Source organism: Sphingomonas sp. Leaf231 (assembly GCF_001421995.1).
Taxonomy (GTDB): Bacteria; Pseudomonadota; Alphaproteobacteria; order Sphingomonadales; family Sphingomonadaceae; genus Sphingomonas.
On the sequence record NZ_LMLS01000001.1, the window covers coordinates 1,104,832 to 1,122,259 of the forward strand.

Here is a 17,428-nt window from a genome sequence, read left to right on the forward strand (position 1 = left end):
ATTGCTGGGCGCGGGGGGCATGGCTAACGCTGTCCGTGTCATGACGCTGTTCCCTCCCGCCACCTGCCCGCGGCTGATCGTGAAGATCGGCTCGGCGCTGCTCGTCGATCCGGCCGGCGGGGTGCGGCGTGCGTGGCTGGAGGGTGTCGCTCGCGACATCGCGAAGCGGGCCGCCGCAGGTCAGCAGGTGGCGGTCGTGTCGTCGGGCGCCATCGCGCTGGGTGCGCGGCGGCTGGGCCTCGCCAAGGGCGGACGCGCCAGCCTTGAGGATGCGCAGGCCGCCGCCGCTACCGGGCAGATCGCGCTGGCCGGCGTCTGGGCGGACGTGCTCGCGGCGCAGGGGCTCACCGCCGCACAGATGCTGGTGACGCTGGGCGATCTGGAGGAGCGGCGCCGTTACCTCAATGCCGCCGCAACGCTGGGTCGATTGCTGCAACTCGGCACCGTGCCCGTCATCAACGAGAACGATTCGGTCGCTACCGAGGAAATCCGCTTCGGCGACAACGATCGGCTGGCGGCGCGGATCGCGCAGGCGGCGGGCGCGCAGGGCGTGCTGCTGCTGTCCGACATCGACGGTCTCTACGATCGCAACCCGGCGCTTCCGGGCGCACGGCACATCGCCCGGGTCGAACGTATCAACGGCGTGATCGAGGCGATGGCCGATCGCGGCTCCGCATCGGGAATGGGTTCGGGCGGCATGGTGTCGAAGATCGCGGCGGCGCGAATCGCGAATGCGGCAGGCGCGGGCCTTGCGATCGCCTCCGGTCGAATCGACCACCCCTTGTCCACCGACGCACGCCACACGCTGTTCGTTGCCGAACGCAGCGCTCCGGCGCGCAAGGCGTGGCTGGCGGGCGGGCTGACCGCCGCCGGTGCGATCCATGTCGATGCCGGCGCGGCGCGCGCATTGACCGAGGGGCGCAGCCTGCTGGCGGCGGGCTCGATCCGCGTCGAGGGCGCCTTTGTGCGGGGCGACCTGATAACGATCGCCGGACCGGATGGTGCGATCGCCCGCGGCCTGTCCGAATATGACGCCGCCGATGCCATGCGGCTGCTGGGGCGGCGCAGTGACGAGCATGAGGCGTTGCTCGGCTACGCGCCGCGGGCGGCGCTGGTCCATCGCAACCACATGGCGCTGCTGTGATCCTCGCGGTCACCGGCGGCACCGGATTCGTCGGCGGCCATGTGATCGACGGTGCGCTGGCCGCCGGGCATCAGGTTCGCGCGCTGGCCCGCCGTCCGCAACCGCCCCGCACCGGCGTCACGTGGATCGCGGGCGCGCTGGAGGATGCCGATGCCGTATCGGCGCTGGTCTCGACCGCCGATGCGGTGATCCACGTCGCGGGATCGGTCAACGCGCCCGATCGCCCCGCCTTCGCCGCCGCCAATATCGCGGGGACACGGGCGGTGGTGGAGGCCGCACGCACCTGGAACGTGCGACGCTTCGTCCATGTCTCGTCGCTGGCCGCGCGCGAGCCGTCGCTGTCGCATTACGGCTGGTCCAAGGCGGGGGCCGAGGATGTGGTCCGCGACAGCGGCCTGTCGTGGACGATCGTTCGCCCCCCCGGCGTGTACGGCCCCGGCGACATGGAGCAGCGCGATCTGTTCCGCGCCGCGCGGCGGCTGCGCATCGTGCCGTTGCCGCCGCGCGGGCGGCTGTCGATCATCCATGCCGCCGACCTGGCCGACCTGCTGCTCGCGCTGGCCACGTCGCCGGGCGACGCGGCGACCTACGAGCCGGCGGATGCCAGCGGCGCGATCGGCTATACCGCGTTCGGACGGGCGATCGGACGCGCGGTAGGGCGACGGGTGTTGCCCGTCCCGCTTCCCGCCGCATTACTGCGCACCGCCGCGGGCGCCGACCGGTTGGTGCGCGGCCACGATGCGAAGCTGACCGCCGATCGGGTCGCCTATATGATCCATCCCGACTGGAGCGCCGACCCCGCCAAAGCGCCGCCGCCTGCCCTTTGGCGTGCACGGATCGCCACGGACGACGGCCTGTCCGACACGGCACGATGGTATCGCGCCCACGGCTTGCTATAGCGAAGCCCGACAAACGCCGCATTTCGGGGCCAAAGCACACCCATGACCGATCGTACCCACATTCTCGACACGCTCCGCGCGCAGATCGAACCCTTCAACAAGAAGGGCGTGACCGTATCCGAAGCGACCACGTTCCAGGGCGACCTGGAATGGGATTCGCTGACCGTCATGGACTTCGTCGCCGCGATCGAGGACGAATTCGAGATCATCATCACGATGAACATGCAGGCCGAGATCGAGACGGTCGGCCAGTTGGCCGATGCGGTCGAGAAGCTGAAGGGCTGAAACGGATGACCGAAACCGGCCTCCAGCCCGAAGCACTGCCTGCCGAGCCGGCCGTGGTGCCGGCCTCGCGCGATCTGTTCGCGAAGTTCGATCCGCTGCTCGCCGAACGCGATGCGTTGATGGCATCGGGCGTGCGCGATCCGTTCGGAATCGTGATGGAGCAAGTCCTCTCCCCCACGACGGCGGTGATCCGTGGCAAGGAGACGATCCTGCTCGGCACCTACAATTACATGGGCATGACGTTCGATCCGGACGTGATCGCGGCAGGTACCCGTGCGCTGGAACAGTTCGGCAGCGGCACCAACGGCAGCCGGATGCTCAACGGCACGTTCCGCGACCATGTCGAGGCAGAGGACGCGCTGAAGGAATTCTACGGTGCGGACGGGGCGATCGTCTTCTCGACCGGCTATCAGGCGAACCTCGGCACGATCTCCACGATCGCGGGACGCGGCGAATACGTGATCCTCGACGCGGACAGCCACGCGTCGATTTACGACGGCTGCAAGATGGGCGATGCCGAGGTCGTGCGTTTCCGGCACAATTCGGTGGAGGATCTCGACAAGCGGCTCGGCCGCTTGCCGAAGGAGCCGGGCAAGCTGGTGGTGCTGGAGGGCGTCTACTCGATGCTCGGCGACATCGCGCCGCTGCGCGAGATGGTCGAGGTATCGAAGAAGCACGGCTGCATGGTGCTCGTCGACGAAGCGCATTCGATGGGCTTCTTCGGGGAGCACGGCCGCGGCGTATACGAAGCGCAGGGGCTCGTGCTGGGCGAGGACGTCGATCTGGTGATCGGCACCTTCTCCAAGTCGGTCGGGACGGTCGGCGGCTTCTGCATTTCCAACCATCCCAGATTCGAGGGCCTGCGCTTCTCGTGCCGGCCGTACATCTTCACCGCGTCGCTGCCACCGTCGGTGGTGGCGACCGCCGCGACGTCGGTGCGCAAGCTGATGACCGCGCACGACAAGCGCGCGCGGCTGTGGAGCAATGCGCGCCAGTTGCACGCCGGACTGAAGCGGCTCGGCTTCGCGCTCGGTACCGACACGTGCGACTCGGCGATCGTGGCGGTGATCCTGCGCGATCAGCAACAGGCGGTGGTCATGTGGCAGGCGTTGCTGGAAGCCGGGCTGTACGTCAACGTCGCCCGCCCGCCCGCCACTCCCTCGGGCACCTTCCTGCTGCGCTGCTCGATCTGCGCCGAACATACGTCGGATCAGATCGTCCGCGTCATCGACATGTTCGAGGCGGCGGGTCGACTTGCCGGTGCGACGGGATGACGCGATGTTTGCCTTTCGTTAACGGTTGTTAACCTAGAATCCGCGCGTGATCGATCGCGACGACCTCATGCAGCGGCTAAGCCAGTCCTGGCGCACGATCGCGCTGGTCGCGATGGCGATCGCGGGCGCGGTGGTGCTGGGTCTGCTGGTCATTACGCTGTCGGAGGCGAACGGTCAGCGCGATCGGGCGCTGGCCTCGCAACGGCACAGCTACAACGTCATGATCCTGGCGCGCACCGCGCAAGGGACGATCGCGCATTCAGAAGCATCGCTGGGCCGCTATGTCATCTCGGGCGATCAGCAGCTCGGCCAGATCTATTACGACGACTGGCGCGGCGCGCAGCAGGCGGTTCGACGGCTGGCCAAGCTGACCAGGGACAATGACGCACAGCGGTGGCATGTCGCCGCGCTGTTGGTGGCGTTCGACAAGCGTGGCGAGGAACTGGCGCTCACGGCGCTCAGCACCAATTACGGGCAGAACAGCCAGGCGCTCGCCCGCTTCTACCAGGTAAGGCGGAGCGATTCGCTCACCCGCATCAACGACGCGCTCAACGGCATCATCACCGACGAGCGCTTGCTGCTGGAGATGCGCACGACACAGGCCAAGGCGTCGGTCCGCCGGTCCACGACGATCGCCAAGGTGCTGGCGCTGTTCGGCGTCTTGCTGGTCGGCGGCGGCATTACGATGGCGTGGATCATGATGGAGGCGCTGGCCGGTCGCACGATCGCGCAGGCCGAGGCCGACAGCGAACGGCTCCGCGCCGACGAACTGGCCGCGGCGGTGGCCCGCGCGACCGAGGAGTTGCGGGCGCAAGAGGCCCGATTGCGCCAGGTGCAGAAGATGGAAGCCGTTGGCCAGCTGACCGGCGGCATCGCGCATGACTTCAACAACATGCTGGCGGTCGTTGTGAGCGGGATCGAGTTGGCCGGACGCAATCTTCCGCCCGGCGCCGTGGAAGCGGCACGCCATCTTGAGGGTGCGCGTGACGGCGCGGACCGTGCCGCTGCGCTGACGGGGCGATTGCTCGCTTTCGCCCGCGAAACCGCCATCAATCCGGAACCGATCGCCGCCGCGGGACTGTTCGCCGGTCTGCAGGACATGCTGGCCCGCTCGCTTGGCGATGGCATGACGTTGCGGCTTGAGGACGACAGCGGCGACTGGCGCACGCGGGCCGATCGTGTCCAGCTTGAGAACACGCTCGTCAATCTGGCGGTCAACGCCCGCGACGCGATGGCCGGCCGCGGTACGCTGACGATCCGCGCCGCCCGCGCGACCGTGGCTACGGACGAGTTCCTGTCGCTGGCGGTCACCGATACCGGCTGCGGGATTGCTCCCGACCTGCTCCACCGCGTGTTCGAGCCGTTCTTCACGACCAAGCCGCTCGGCAAGGGCACCGGGCTGGGGCTCAGCCAGACCTTCGCGTTCGTGCGGCAGATTGGCGGCGACGTCACGATCGAGTCAGAGGTCGGACGGGGGACCACCGTGACGCTGCTGCTGCCGCGCGATCATGCCGCGGCGGTGACCGCGCCTGCGATGGTGGCTCCACTGCCCGAACGTCCCGCCATGGCCGCCGGATTGGCGGTGCTGGTTGTCGAGGACGATCCGCGGGTTCTGGCGGCGACGATGGAGGCACTGGCCGAACTCGGCCACCGCCCGACGGCGTGCAACGACGCGACCTTTGTCGCCGAGACGCTGGCGTCGATGACGCACGTCGACCTGATCCTGTCCGACGTCCTGATGCCGGCGCTGACCGGCCCCGAGATGGTGGCCAGCCTGCCTTGCGACTTCGCGCACATTCCCGTCCTGTTCGTCACGGGCTTCGCGGGGGAGGCGAACAGCGGCGTCGCTCTGGGCGATCGTCCGGTGCTCCGCAAGCCGTTCACCCTGACGGCGCTCGATCGCGCGGTCGTCGCCGCTGCCGCCCAGGACTATTCGACTTCCCTGGCGGCCGAATAGCTGAAATCGCCTGCTGACGCGCCCCGGTGTGCGCCCTATAGCCGGTCGTCCCGTCACCCGCCAAAAGGCAGCGTTGCCCCGCCCATGACCTCGATCGACCGCTACATGGCCCGGCTGATCGCGCTGCCGCTGTTCTCGACGTTGCTGATCGCGGCGATGCTGCTGATCCTCGACCGAATTCGCCGTCTGTTCGACTTCGTTGCGACGCAGGGCGGCCCGGTCAGCGTGGTGTGGAAGATGCTGGCCAACCTGCTACCCGAATATCTCGGGCTCGGCATCCCGATCGGGCTGTTGCTCGGCGTGCTGCTCGCCTTCCGCCGCATCGCGACATCCAGCGAACTGGACGTCATGCGGGCGGTGGGGATGAGCTATGGTCGATTGCTGCGCGTGCCCTTCTATTACGCGATCGTGCTGGCGGCGCTGAACATCGCGATCGTCGGCTATGTCCAGCCCAAGGCTCGCTACGCCTACGAACAATTGCGATTCGAGCTGCGTACCGGCGCGTTGGGCGCGTCGATCAAGGTTGGCGAGTTCACCCATCTCGGTGATCGCATGACGCTGCGCATCGAACGCAGCCAGGATCGTGGGCGCAAATTGTCGGGCATCTTCGTCCACGCCCTCACGCCGAAGGGCGACTGGGTCGGAGTGACCGCCGCGACTGGGCAGTTCCTGGCGACCGACGATCCCAACGTCATCATCTTCCGCCTGACCAACGGCACGCTGATCCATAATCGACCGGATTTCACGACGCCGCGTACGCTGACCTTCACCGCGCACGATCTGCCCATCAACCTGCCGCGCTTCGAGAGCTTTCGTACGCGTGGCGGCAAAAACCTGGAATACACCCTGCCTGAACTGGCGAAGCTGGGCCACGCGCCGACCCTGAGCGAACAGCAGCGCGACGGCAGCCGGGCGGAATTCCACTTCCGTCTGGTGGAAGTGGCCTCCATGTTCCTGCTTCCGCTTCTGGCGGTGGCGCTGGGCGTGCCGCCCAAACGCTCCACATCCGCGCTGGGCGTGTTCCTGTCGATCGTAATGGTCGTCACGTATCACAAGATCAATCAATATGCCGCCTCGCTGGGCGAACGCGGCGCGGTGGACCCGGCGCTCGCGCTGTGGGTGCCGTTCATCGTCTTCGCCGTCGTGATCCTGTGGATGTATCACACGATTGCCAACGTGCCCGGCGGGCAGCCGATTGGCGCACTGGAACGATTCTTCGGCAAGGCATGGGCGATGGTCGCGCGCTACCTGCCCGGCCGTCGCCGCAAGGAGGCCGGGGCATGAACGCGCTGTTCCCGTCGCGCACGGTCGCGATCTATATGGCGCGGCTGTTCCTGACGCGGACCTTCGGCATTCTGTTCGGGCTGGTACTGGTGCTTCAGACGCTCGACCTGCTGAGCGAGAGCGGACGTATTCTGGCGACCGCCGGCAATGGCGATGCGGAAGTGTGGCGCTACGTGTCGTTACGTGCGCCGCAGCTGATCTCGACCTTCCTGCCCTTTTCGGTGCTGCTGGGCACGATCCTGACGCTCATCACGATGAACGCCAACAGCGAAGTCGTGGCCTTGAAGGCATCGGGCTTGTCCGCACATCAGGTACTGGCCCCGCTGGTGATCGCCAGCGTCGGCATCGCGATCGTCACCTTCGCCTTCAACGACCGTGTGGTCAGCCGGGCGACCGCGGAACTCGGCGCGTGGCAGAAGGTGAATTACGGCACGATGCCGATCGACCGCGGCAATCGCAGCAACGTGTGGGTGCGCGCAGGCGACGACCTGATCCAGGCGGACACGATCAGCGGGCGCAGTACCGGTGCGCGGCTGGGTGGCGTCACCCTTTACCAACGCAATCCCGATGGCGGTTTGCGCGGGCTGATTTCTGCACCCAACGGCGTTCGGGACGGTGATGGCTGGCGCATCTGGCCCGCGAAGCGCTTTGATGTCGCATCCGGCAAGGTGACGCCGCTTGGGGCGACGATCGTCGGGCGCGGCGTGACGCCCGATCAGTTCACGCTGGCCAATGTCGATGGCGATGCGCTGTCGTTTCGCGGTCTGCGCGAGGCGATCGGCGATCTCGAAGAAGCGGGGCGACCGACCAAGGCGCTGGAAGGCGTGCTGTGGCACAAGCTCTCCGGGCCGCTGTCGTCGGTGTTGATGCCGTTGCTGGGGGCGGTCGCGGCGTTCGGGATCGCGCGATCGGGCGCGTTGTTCGTGCGCGCCGTGATCGGGATGGCGCTGGGGTTCGCCTATTTTGTCGCGGACAGCTTCGCGCTGGCGATGGGCAATCTCGGCGCGTACCCGCCGGTTCTTGCTGCCTGGGCGCCGTTCCTGCTGTTCCTGCTGATCGGCGAGGCGGTGTTGCTGAGGACGGAGGAGTAATCCGGTCGTGGGTAGACGATGCGGATACCAACCCGGTCGCCTCGCCGTCTCAACGGTGTTTCCGGCGGATCAGCGCAGCCGCATCGTGGCGGACGCCAGCTTCCCGACCAGCCCCGGCAAGCCGCGATAGTTCGCCTTGTAATAGGGCGAACCCGGCTCCAGCACGTCGCTGAGGCGGCGATGCGCCTCGCCCAGCGCGTGATACGGAATACCGGGCAGCAGATGGTGCAGCGCGTGATAACGAAGGCCGATCGGCGCCCACAATGCAGGCAGCAGCGCCGGCGGCGGCACGTTGACCGAATCGAGATATTGTGCGGTCACCGTCATCACCTCGCCCTCGTTCTCCCACAGATGTGCGACCAGCGTCCGGACCTGATTGATCAGAGCCACGCCCGAACCGACGGCAAGGAAGATCAGGAAAGCTTTCAACGGCAACACGCCCGCAGCGGTGCATGCGATCAGCGCGATCGCCCACACGGCGGTTGCCGTCTCGACGCGATCCCAGCGTGCCTTTTCGTCGCCCTGAGGGAGGCGGCGGCGGAATTGCGGATTGATCGAAAGCGCCGAATAACGGGAAATCACCGTTGCGCGCAGCTTTGGCGACAGCGCCGACAGCGGAGCCAACACCGCAAAACGGATCAGCAGCCCGACCGGTGCCAGTGCGGAAACGAGGATGAAGGCCGGTAACGTCCACGGCTTCATCAGCGCAAGCGGCAGATACTCGGGATCTTCCGACGTGCCGTACCGCGTCTTGGCGTGATGAAGGTTGTGGACGCCTTCGTACATGAACGACGGGATCATCATCGGCACGCCGATCAACGCGTTCCAGCCGGCGCGAAAGCCGGGCAGCGCAGCGTGTTTCATGTGCGTCAGTTCGTGGATCATGCTCATGCCGCGATACAGCGCGAACACGGCCACCGCGCCCGCGGCCACCGCCGCCCACATCGATGCCGCCATCACCGCCGCCGCCAGCGCGGCGTAACCGACCAGCGAAGAGGCGATCAGGTCCGCCCAGTAGATCGCCGGGCGCGGCTTCACCAAATCGCGGGTCAGCTCGGCCGCGGCCTTCAGCATCGCCTTGTCGTCGGCGATCGCGGCACGCAGCTGACGCGGGGTGACGGCCGCACGGTCGAGGGTGATGGTGTTCATGGTCGTATCCATTACCCTAACATAGTGGCGAGACGGTGACGCGAACAGGACCGCCATGATCGCCATTTCGGTCAATTGTTCACTCGCCATGATCGAACCGGCCGCTTACATATCGGCGATATGGCTGAGCTTTCGATCACTCCCGTCCTGACCAAGAGCGACCGGAAGGCGTTCGTCGACTTGCCGTTCCGGCTCTATCGCGACGATCCCTACTGGATACCGCCCTTGAAGGGGGAGGCGCTGGGCCTGATCACGCCGGAAAAGAATGGCTGGTTCAGCCACGCCACCGCGCAGTTGTTCCTGGCGCGACAGGACGGAAGGGTGGTCGGCCGCATCTCCGCCCACATCGACACGCTGGGGCTGACGATGCCGGTCGAACGCGGCTTCGGTCCCGGCTGCGGGCAATGGGGGCTGATGGATGCCGAGAACGAGCAGATCTTCACCGCTTTGCTGGCGCGTGCCGAGGGGTGGCTGCGCGAACAGGGGATGACGCGCGCGCTCGGCCCAATCAGCATGTCGGTCTGGGAGGAGCCGGGCCTCCTCATCCAGGGATATCAGCAGTCGCCGACCGTCATGATGGGGCATCACAAGCCCGAATATCGCGGCTGGATCGAGCGCGCGGGTTATGCACCCGTCAAGCAGCTCGTCACGTACGAGCTGGACATTACGCAGGAATTCCCGCCGCTGGTGAAACGGATCATCCGGTCCGGCGAGGGCAATAAAAGCATCGTCATCCGGGAGGTGGACAAGCGCCGGTTCGAGGACGAGGCGGCGATCATCCTCGACATCCTCAACGATGCCTGGTCCGACAATTGGGGGTTCATTCCCTTGACGCCGCCCGAGATCAAGGACGTCGGTGTCAAGCTGAAACCGATCGTCTTCAATGACCTGATCCGCATCGCGGAACTGGACGGACAACCGGTGGCGTTCATGATCACCCTGCCCGACCTGAACGAGGCGATCCGCCCGCTGAACGGCAACCTGCTGCCGTTCGGCTGGGCGAAACTGCTGTGGTGGCTGCGCAAGCCGAAGGTGCAGACGATGCGGGTGCCGTTGATGGGTGTGCGCAAGGAATTGCAGAGTTCGCGGCTGGCCGGGCAACTGGCCTTCATGATGATCGAGGCGATTCGCCGCGCTTCCATCACACATTATGGTGCGTCACGCGGCGAAATCGGATGGGTGCTCGACGACAACCAGGGCATGAACTCAATCGCCACCGCGATCGACAGCCGCGTCAACAAGATCTACCAGATCTACGAACGGACCTTGTGAAGCCTGAGTGAGGTCAGCGACGGGCACCGCTGGTGCCCGTGCGACGTTGATCGGTCACAAGCCGGCGGGAACGATAACGCCCACGTTCTTCCAGTCGGCGCGCGTCTTGCAAACCTTCGACAGGATGCGCGAGCCGGTCATCTCGGTCTTGTAGCAATAACGGGTCGCGGCATTGGTCGGGGCCTGGAGCTGAACGGCGCGGTCGGTACTGGCTGGCGACGGTGCGGTCTTCGGTGCGGCCGTGGCGGGTGCGACGGCGAACAGGCTGGCGACGATAGCGGCGGCGATGGTCTTCATGGCGTATCTCCCTGCCCCGTTGATCGGGGACACAGGACACATTGCAGCTACTGTGCCAAATGACTTTATCTAGCGAATACAATGCGTTGTGCGAATGACAGGTGTGTTACACCAGCACAGCACGCCAATATCCGGCGCAATACGCCGAACGATGGTCAGAACAGCACGGCACCGCCGAAAGTGACGCGCGCATCCGGCGCTTCATGGTTGAGTCCGGCCACCGCCAGCACGTCCAACTGCGTTCGCTTCGTTACGCGCCACGCCACCGATGCCGCCGCCAGTGTCCGGACGTCATGATCCGCCGGATCTCGATCACGCTCGACGGAGAACTCGGCGGTGGCGGTAACAGCGTCGTTGATCGCGTAGCCCAGCCCTACCACCCCGGTCGCGTCGAAGTGGCGTCCATGCCCATCCTCGTCGACTGCGGCGGCCGCCTGTCCGGTGAAGTCTACGCTCCACTTCTCATCGATCTGCCAATAGACCGGCACCACCATTCCCGCGGCCCAGTCGCCTGCCCCGATCTCGCGTCCACCGACCGGCAGCGTCGCGTACGGTTGGATCGCCGCGGAAATGCCTTCGCCGTCGGGGTGGCTGATCGAGCGCCGCCAGCCCAATGTCACGTCGCCGCTCCCCGTCGTCCGGCTTACCGCTCCGGTCAGCCTGTCACGGGTTCTGAGCGAAGCCAGCGGGGTCCAGCCTACCTGGAGCTCGCTGTTTCCGCTCACCCCGATCCTCGCGACGAGGTCGCCGTAAAGCGTCAGATCCTCACGGCTGTCATCATCGCCCTCCCGCTGCCAATCGATGCCCGAAAGTTCGAGCTGGATTTGCCCCGGCAGGGTGGTGCAGCCGCTCGCGCCCAACGACGGGCGGTTGGGGCAAAAGCGAGGACGCGGCTCGTCGGCCCCCTGCGCGATCGCGGGAACGGCGATCATCGCCAGCCATCCGGCGGCGATGCCGGTGCGGATCATCGCAACCGTACCCAGGTCGGCGCATGGTCGCTGGCCTTTTCCCGACCGCGATATTCCTTGTCGACACCCGCCTCCGCCAGCCGGTCGGCGACAGAGGGGCTGAGCAGAAGATGGTCGATCCGGAAACCGGCATCGCGCTGCCACGCGCCTGCCTGATAATCCCAGAACGTCCACACACCGCCCTTGGGAAAACGGGTGCGCAGCGCATCGGTCCATCCCTGCGCCAGCAACGCACGATAACCGTGGCGGCTCTCGGGCTGCATCAGGGCGTCGCTTGCCATCGCGCGGACCGAGAACGTGTCGTCGTCATTGGGGATGACGTTATAGTCGCCCGCCAGCACCGCGGGCGCTTCCTCGGCGAGCAGTGCACGGGCGCGCTCCTGCAATCGCGCGATCCATCGCAACTTGTAGTCGAATTTCGGTCCCGGCTGCGGATTGCCGTTCGGCAGGTAAATCGACGCGACGACCAGCCCGAAGACGGAGCATTCCAGATAGCGGCTGTGCTCGTCCTCCGGCTCACCGGCGAGACCGCGCTGGCGCTCGACAGGGTCGATCCCCTTCGCCAAGACCGCGACACCGTTGAAACCCTTTTGCCCGTGCCACAGCGCACCGTAACCTGCGGCACGGATATCGGCCTCCGGAAAGGTTTCGTCGCTGGATTTCAGTTCCTGAAGGCACACCACATCGGGCTGCCCCTCGGCGAGATATTCCAGCAAGCGCGGCAGCCGCGCCTTTATGCCGTTGACGTTGTAGGAGACGATCTTCACGCCGCCCGGTCTATAACGGCGACCGGCGCTTGTCTAACTACACCGAGAAGCTGGTACCACAACCACAGCCGCTGGCGGCGTTTGGGTTCTCGACCTTGAACGACGCGCCACCCAGCGACTCGACGTAATCAACACTCGCTCCGCGAACAAGGTCGAGGCTCATGTCGTCGACGACCAGTTGCACACCATCGGTTTCGGTGACCAGATCGGCCGCTTCGGGAGCATCAGCGAAGCCGAATCGATATTGAAATCCGGAACAACCGCCCCCCTCCACTGACAACCGAAGGATCGCGGGCTTGTTCTGCCGGGCCGCGATCGCCGCGACACGGGCGGCGGCGGCGGGAGTCAGGGCGATGTCGGGTATCAGGCTGGCCATCACGTGAAGATAGGCGCACGCGACCGGAACGGAAAGGGCCGGCCCGCATCTCGCGAACCGGCCCATTTCCTTGTCACGATTGCGGCGATCAGTCCTGTGGCACCGGGCCGGTCGTCGACACCGGGATTTGCCCGACTGCGCGATCCTGCGCCGCCATCAGATAGTCGGCGGTGGTCAGGAACGGCACCGGGTTCACGGCATGGCCATCGATGCGGACCTCATAATGGAGGTGCGGGCCGGTCGAGCGCCCGGTGGAACCCATTAACGCAATCAACTGACCGCGCTTCACGCGGGTGTTGTCGGCGACGATGATCTTCGACAAGTGACCATAACGGGTGGCGATGCCCTTGCCGTGGTTGATTTCGACCAGATTGCCGTAGCCGCCCTGTCGTCCGGCATGGCTGACGATGCCGTCGGCCGTGGCATAGATCGGCGTGCCGCTGGGGCCGGGGATGTCGACTCCGGCGTGCATCGCGGCGGTGCCGCGAAACGGATCGGAGCGAATGCCGAAGTTGCTGGTGAACTGCAGCTTCTGCACCGGCTGAACCGACGGGATCGCGATCACGCCCTGTTCCAGCCGATCAAGCTTCTTCCAGGTCATGAACAGCGACCGGAACTGCTGGTCGGCGGCGAGATCTGCACGCGCTTCGACGCTGGTGGCCTCCACCAGCGGGCCACCCATCGCCGATCCGGCCTTGGCGACGCGGCCCGGCGCGATGCCGCGCTGGCGCAGCTGGCGTGCGGTCTGCGTGTAGCGATCGAGCAGCTGGCGCTCGGCAACGTGCGCCAGTTCGACCTGCCGGCTTTCAACCTTCAGGAATGGTCGGATCGCGTCGGCGGCGACGCGCGTCGCCTGCGGATCGATCGCCAGCGTGGCGAGCGCCAGCCGCTTGGCATCGCCCTGCCCGGTCAACGCCGCGGTCAGCAATTCCTGCCGCTGCTCGATCCGGTCGGCATGAAGCTGTGCAGCGGTGCGGATCGTCGCGACGCGCGCCTGCATCCGCTCGACCTTGTGCTCCATCGTTTGCAGCCGCTGCGCCGATGCGGCGGCCTGCGGCGTCAGCCCGGCGGCGGCGGCAACCTGCGTGGACGCCTGCAACGCACCATAACCGGCAAAGCCAAGGAGCAGCGCAGCGCCACCGCGCAGCATCATCGTTCGTGCGGGAATGGCAGCGCCGTTGCGCGCGGTCGGCCGCATGGCCGGCAGAGAAGCGGTGTCGGTCATCGAACCCCAGATCAAGACTGTGGCCGGCACACACGCCCGGCCTTCCCCTTTTCCGTGTCCGCACCGCGAGAAACCCGCCGCAGCGAACGCAATGGTTTGTGCCCGCGAGAAGGTTAATTGCGCAATAGCCCCGCGCGACGCCCGCGTCCAAGCGCCGGAGTCGTGCGCCGAGCCGTTGCAAACGGGGGGCCTACAGCCCCTTCGCCGCTTCCAGCACCGCCGTCGCATGGCCCGCAACCTTCACCTTGCGCCACGCCCGTGCCAGCCGCGCATCTCCATCGAACAGGAAGGTCGCGCGCTCCACGCCCATGTAGGTGCGGCCGTACAGTTGCTTCTCGCCCCACACGCCGAACGCCTCGGTAACGGTGCCGTCGAGATCGCTGGCGAGCATAACGGTCAGCGCGTGCTTGTCGCGGAACTTGCCGTGCTTCGCCACGGTATCGCGGGATATGCCGATCACGCAGACGCCGGCTGCGGCAAAGTCCTCGTGCAGCGCCGAAAAATCCTGCGCCTCGCGCGTGCAGCCCGGCGTATCGTCCTTGGGATAGAAGTAGACGACCAACGGGCGCGGCAAGTCCATCAAACGCAACGGCGCGCCATCCGCGCCGGTCGCGGTCACGTCGGGGAGGATGTCCATGCGATGCTCTCCTGCCAGCTTGCCGCGACGCTCTCGCGCACCGTTTCCAGTGTGGCAAGCACCGTCGCCCAATCCGGCAGCATCACCGCCCGCGCGATCAGCGCACGGGTCGCCGTCGCCGCCGGCTCCTGCGCGTCGGGCGCGACCAGCCGTCCGGTGACCAGCAGACGCGCGAGCAGATCGTATGCGGGGCGCAGTTCCGGCCGGAACGCTCCGGCGGCGATCAGCGCGTCGATCGCCTTGCCCAGTTCCGGTGTGAAGGCGATCCGGCGCGTCAGCTGCGCGACATGCACCGCGAACTCCAGGTCGACCAGCCCCCCGGGCAACAGCTTGGCATCGATCGGGCCTTGCGGCGGCTTGTGCTGGGCCATCTCGGCGCGCATTGATGCCGCGTCGGCGGCGATGTCGCGCGGCCGGCGCGCGCCGGCGAGCACGTCGGCCACGATCGCCTCCACCGCCGCGCGTGCTTCGGGACCGCCATACACCGCGCGTGCGCGGGTCAGCGCCATATGCTCCCACGTCCAGGCCTCCTCGCGCTGGTAGCGCGCAAAGGAATCCAGGCTGACGACCAGCGGCCCCTGCGTCCCCGACGGCCGCAACCGCGTGTCGACCGTATAGAGCGGCCCCGCAGCGGTCGGCACCGACAGCGCCGCGGTGACGCGTTGCGCCAGTCGCGAGAAATACAGCGTCGCGCCCAGCGGCTTCGCACCGTCCGACTCTGCGGTAAAATCGCCGGTGAACAGATAGATCAGGTCGAGATCGGACGCGTGGGTCAGTGCCGCACCGCCCAGCCGGCCCAGCGCCAGGATCACCAGTTCGCCACCCCGCACCCGGCCATGCGCGTCCTCGAACGCGGCGACCGTCGCATGGGTCAGCACCTCGACGGCCGCTTCGGCCACCCGGGCGTAACCGGCGGCGACGTCCAGCGGGTCGGCGCGCCCGGCAACGATCTGCGCGCCGAGCGCGAAGCGCCGGTCGCCCACGACACGGCGGACATGTTCGAGCATCGCCTGATAGTCGGCTCCCGCCTCCGCCGCGCGCATCGTGGCGGACAGCGCCGCCACGCTCCCGACCGGTTCGAACGCACTGGCGTCGATCAACCCGTCGAGCAGGTCGGGGCGGCGCGCCAGCGCCTCGGCCAGCGTCGACGCATGGCTCAGGATCTCCGCGAGCAACGTCGCCAGCGCCGGGCGCGCTTCCAGCAAACGGAAAATGTTGATCGCGCTCGGCAACCGCTCAAGCAACCGATCGAGCCGGTTCAGCGCCATCATCGGCACCGGCGATTGCGCCAGCGCCTCGATCAGTGACGGCAATACCGCCTCCAACGCACTTTGCGCCGCGGCGCTGCGCAAGGCGGGGTAACGCCCCTCCCGCCATGCGGCGACACGCCTCGCCGCGTCCTCGGTCTCCGCGAAGCCCGCCGCGCCGAGATAATCCGCCAGCCGCGCCGCATCGTGCGCCACCGCAGCGACCGGCGGCGGTGCCAGCTTGTCGAAGGTAGCGGCGACCCGCGCGACATGCGGGCGCAACTCAGCCAGCAGTACGTCGCCGTCCGCCGCTCCGTGCAGGCGCGCGACCCGGTCGAGTCCCTCGCCAGTCGGTAGCTGGTGCGTCTGGCGATCGTCGATCATCTGCACGCGGTGCTCGATCGTGCGCAGCAACATGTAGGCTTCGGACAACGCCCGTGCGTCCTCCGCATCGATCCGCCCCGCTGCGGCGAGCGCAGCCAGCGCGTCGCGGGTCGCGGGCGCACGCAGGCCGGCCTCGCGGCCACCGTGAATCAGCTGGTGAATTTGCGCGAAGAACTCGATCTCGCGGATACCGCCGCGCCCGCGTTTCAGATCGTAACCGGGGCCGAACGCCTGCCCTTGCGCATGATGGTCGCGGATCCGGCGGGTGATGTCGAGGATTTCGCCGACGGCCCCGAAATCGAGGCTGCGCCGCCAGATGAACGGCCTGATCGTATCGAGGAACCGCTGCCCGAGCGTCAGGTCGCCGGCAGCGGCGCGTGCGCGGATGAACGCCGCCCGCTCCCACGGCAATGCCTGCGATTCGTAGTAAGCGATGGCGGCATCGATCGGGATCACGATCGGCGTCGCTTCGGGCGATGGCCGCAAGCGCAAGTCGACGCGCAGCACATAGCCGTCCGCATCGCGGGCTTGCAGCAGTTCCAGCACGCGTCGTCCGATCCGGACCGCCGCGTCGGCGACATCCTCGCGCGCGCGGTGGGGCAGTGTCGCCGGGTCGTAGATCAGGATCGGGTCGATGTCGGACGAGTAATTCAGCTCGCGACTGCCCTGCTTGCCCAGAGCGATCGCCGCAAACCCGCGAGGCACTGCATCCGGCGTCCGCTCGGCGATCGCGGCAACGATCGCGCGGTGAAGCGCGCCATCGGCGAAGTCCGTCAGCGCCGCGGTAACCGCGGTCAGGTCCAGCGTCCCCGCAAGGTCGCCCTCCGCTACCGCCAACGCCAAGTGTCGCCGCTCCAGACGAAGCCGACGCCCGACCGGCATATCGGCGATGGCGAGTGCTTCCTCGGTCGCGCCGCGCCGCGCGAGCAGACCGGCCAAAAATGGCGCGTTTTGGGTCATCCGCTCATGGGCGGAGGCAAGAGCGTTCGTCATCAGAACGCAACCCTACCCGGAAAGGCGCGTTCGAGCATCATGGTACATGACGTCGTCCAATCCACCCCCGCACGCGGCGCTTATATCGTACGCGCGCCGCAGCAGACGGACGACCTTACCGCATCGTTGCGTGCGGCCTACAGTAAGACACCGTCTCTACCCGATGATATGGAAGCGTG

Annotated in this window: 16 protein-coding genes; 8 read left to right on the forward strand and 8 right to left on the reverse strand. The window is 66.9% G+C overall.

Annotated elements, in window-relative coordinates:
- Window positions 1–40: 40 nt before the first annotated feature.
- From proB to lptG, 7 genes are all read left to right on the forward strand, one after another.
- Window positions 41–1,144, forward strand: coding sequence for a glutamate 5-kinase (proB, locus tag ASE95_RS05155; protein ID WP_056632285.1), 1,104 nt, complete (start codon window positions 41–43; stop codon window positions 1,142–1,144).
- Window positions 1,141–2,043, forward strand: coding sequence for an NAD-dependent epimerase/dehydratase family protein (locus ASE95_RS05160; RefSeq protein WP_056632288.1), 903 nt, complete (start codon window positions 1,141–1,143; stop codon window positions 2,041–2,043). The genes proB and ASE95_RS05160 overlap by 4 nt, the downstream gene beginning before the upstream one ends.
- Window positions 2,044–2,085: 42 nt before the next feature.
- Window positions 2,086–2,328, forward strand: coding sequence for an acyl carrier protein (locus ASE95_RS05165; RefSeq protein WP_056632291.1), 243 nt, complete (start codon window positions 2,086–2,088; stop codon window positions 2,326–2,328).
- A gap of 5 nt (window positions 2,329–2,333) precedes the next feature.
- Entirely contained in the window at window positions 2,334–3,602 is a 1,269-nt protein-coding gene (gene spt / locus ASE95_RS05170; RefSeq protein ID WP_056632294.1) for a serine palmitoyltransferase, read from the forward strand.
- A gap of 46 nt (window positions 3,603–3,648) precedes the next feature.
- A complete protein-coding gene (locus ASE95_RS05175; RefSeq protein WP_327196697.1) occupies window positions 3,649–5,559 on the forward strand; it encodes an ATP-binding protein in 1,911 nt (636 codons plus the stop codon).
- Window positions 5,560–5,643: 84 nt separating this feature from the next.
- Entirely contained in the window at window positions 5,644–6,843 is a 1,200-nt protein-coding gene (gene lptF, locus ASE95_RS05180) for an LPS export ABC transporter permease LptF (RefSeq protein WP_200918738.1), read from the forward strand.
- Window positions 6,840–7,934, forward strand: coding sequence for an LPS export ABC transporter permease LptG (gene lptG, locus ASE95_RS05185; RefSeq protein ID WP_056632298.1), 1,095 nt, complete (start codon window positions 6,840–6,842; stop codon window positions 7,932–7,934). The genes lptF and lptG overlap by 4 nt, the downstream gene beginning before the upstream one ends.
- Window positions 7,935–8,003: 69 nt before the next feature.
- On the opposite strand, the gene ASE95_RS05190 is transcribed toward lptG, so the two are convergent.
- Window positions 8,004–9,083: a fatty acid desaturase family protein gene (locus tag ASE95_RS05190; protein ID WP_056633281.1), complete on the reverse strand. Its 1,080-nt coding sequence runs from the start codon at window positions 9,081–9,083 to the stop codon at window positions 8,004–8,006.
- A 120-nt stretch (window positions 9,084–9,203) separates the two neighbouring features.
- On the opposite strand from ASE95_RS05190, the gene ASE95_RS05195 reads away from it, so the two are divergent.
- Window positions 9,204–10,355 carry a hypothetical protein gene (locus ASE95_RS05195; protein ID WP_056632301.1) on the forward strand — a complete coding sequence of 384 codons (1,152 nt, stop codon included), beginning with the start codon at window positions 9,204–9,206 and terminating at the stop codon, window positions 10,353–10,355.
- Between the two features lie 54 nt (window positions 10,356–10,409).
- Here ASE95_RS05195 and ASE95_RS05200 read toward each other — a convergent pair whose 3' ends face one another.
- From ASE95_RS05200 to ASE95_RS05230, 7 genes are all read right to left on the reverse strand, one after another.
- On the reverse strand, window positions 10,410–10,652 hold the full coding sequence (locus ASE95_RS05200; protein ID WP_056632303.1) for a hypothetical protein: 243 nt from the start codon (window positions 10,650–10,652) through the stop codon (window positions 10,410–10,412).
- Window positions 10,653–10,807: 155 nt separating this feature from the next.
- Complete coding sequence (locus tag ASE95_RS05205) at window positions 10,808–11,620, reverse strand: transporter (RefSeq protein ID WP_056632306.1); 813 nt, start codon at window positions 11,618–11,620, stop codon at window positions 10,808–10,810.
- The gene (gene xth, locus ASE95_RS05210; protein WP_056632309.1) at window positions 11,617–12,387 is read right to left on the reverse strand and encodes an exodeoxyribonuclease III; all 771 of its coding nucleotides are present in this window, start codon (window positions 12,385–12,387) and stop codon (window positions 11,617–11,619) included. Before xth ends, ASE95_RS05205 begins: the two co-directional genes overlap by 4 nt.
- A gap of 37 nt (window positions 12,388–12,424) precedes the next feature.
- A complete protein-coding gene (erpA, locus tag ASE95_RS05215) occupies window positions 12,425–12,763 on the reverse strand; it encodes an iron-sulfur cluster insertion protein ErpA (protein ID WP_056633284.1) in 339 nt (112 codons plus the stop codon).
- An 88-nt stretch (window positions 12,764–12,851) separates the two neighbouring features.
- On the reverse strand, window positions 12,852–13,988 hold the full coding sequence (locus ASE95_RS18205; protein WP_235528192.1) for a M23 family metallopeptidase: 1,137 nt from the start codon (window positions 13,986–13,988) through the stop codon (window positions 12,852–12,854).
- 190 nt (window positions 13,989–14,178) lie between these two features.
- Window positions 14,179–14,625, reverse strand: coding sequence for a peroxiredoxin (locus tag ASE95_RS05225; protein ID WP_056632311.1), 447 nt, complete (start codon window positions 14,623–14,625; stop codon window positions 14,179–14,181).
- Window positions 14,604–17,249, reverse strand: coding sequence for a bifunctional [glutamine synthetase] adenylyltransferase/[glutamine synthetase]-adenylyl-L-tyrosine phosphorylase (locus ASE95_RS05230; protein WP_056632314.1), 2,646 nt, complete (start codon window positions 17,247–17,249; stop codon window positions 14,604–14,606). The genes ASE95_RS05225 and ASE95_RS05230 overlap by 22 nt, the downstream gene beginning before the upstream one ends.
- Window positions 17,250–17,428 lie beyond the last annotated feature (179 nt).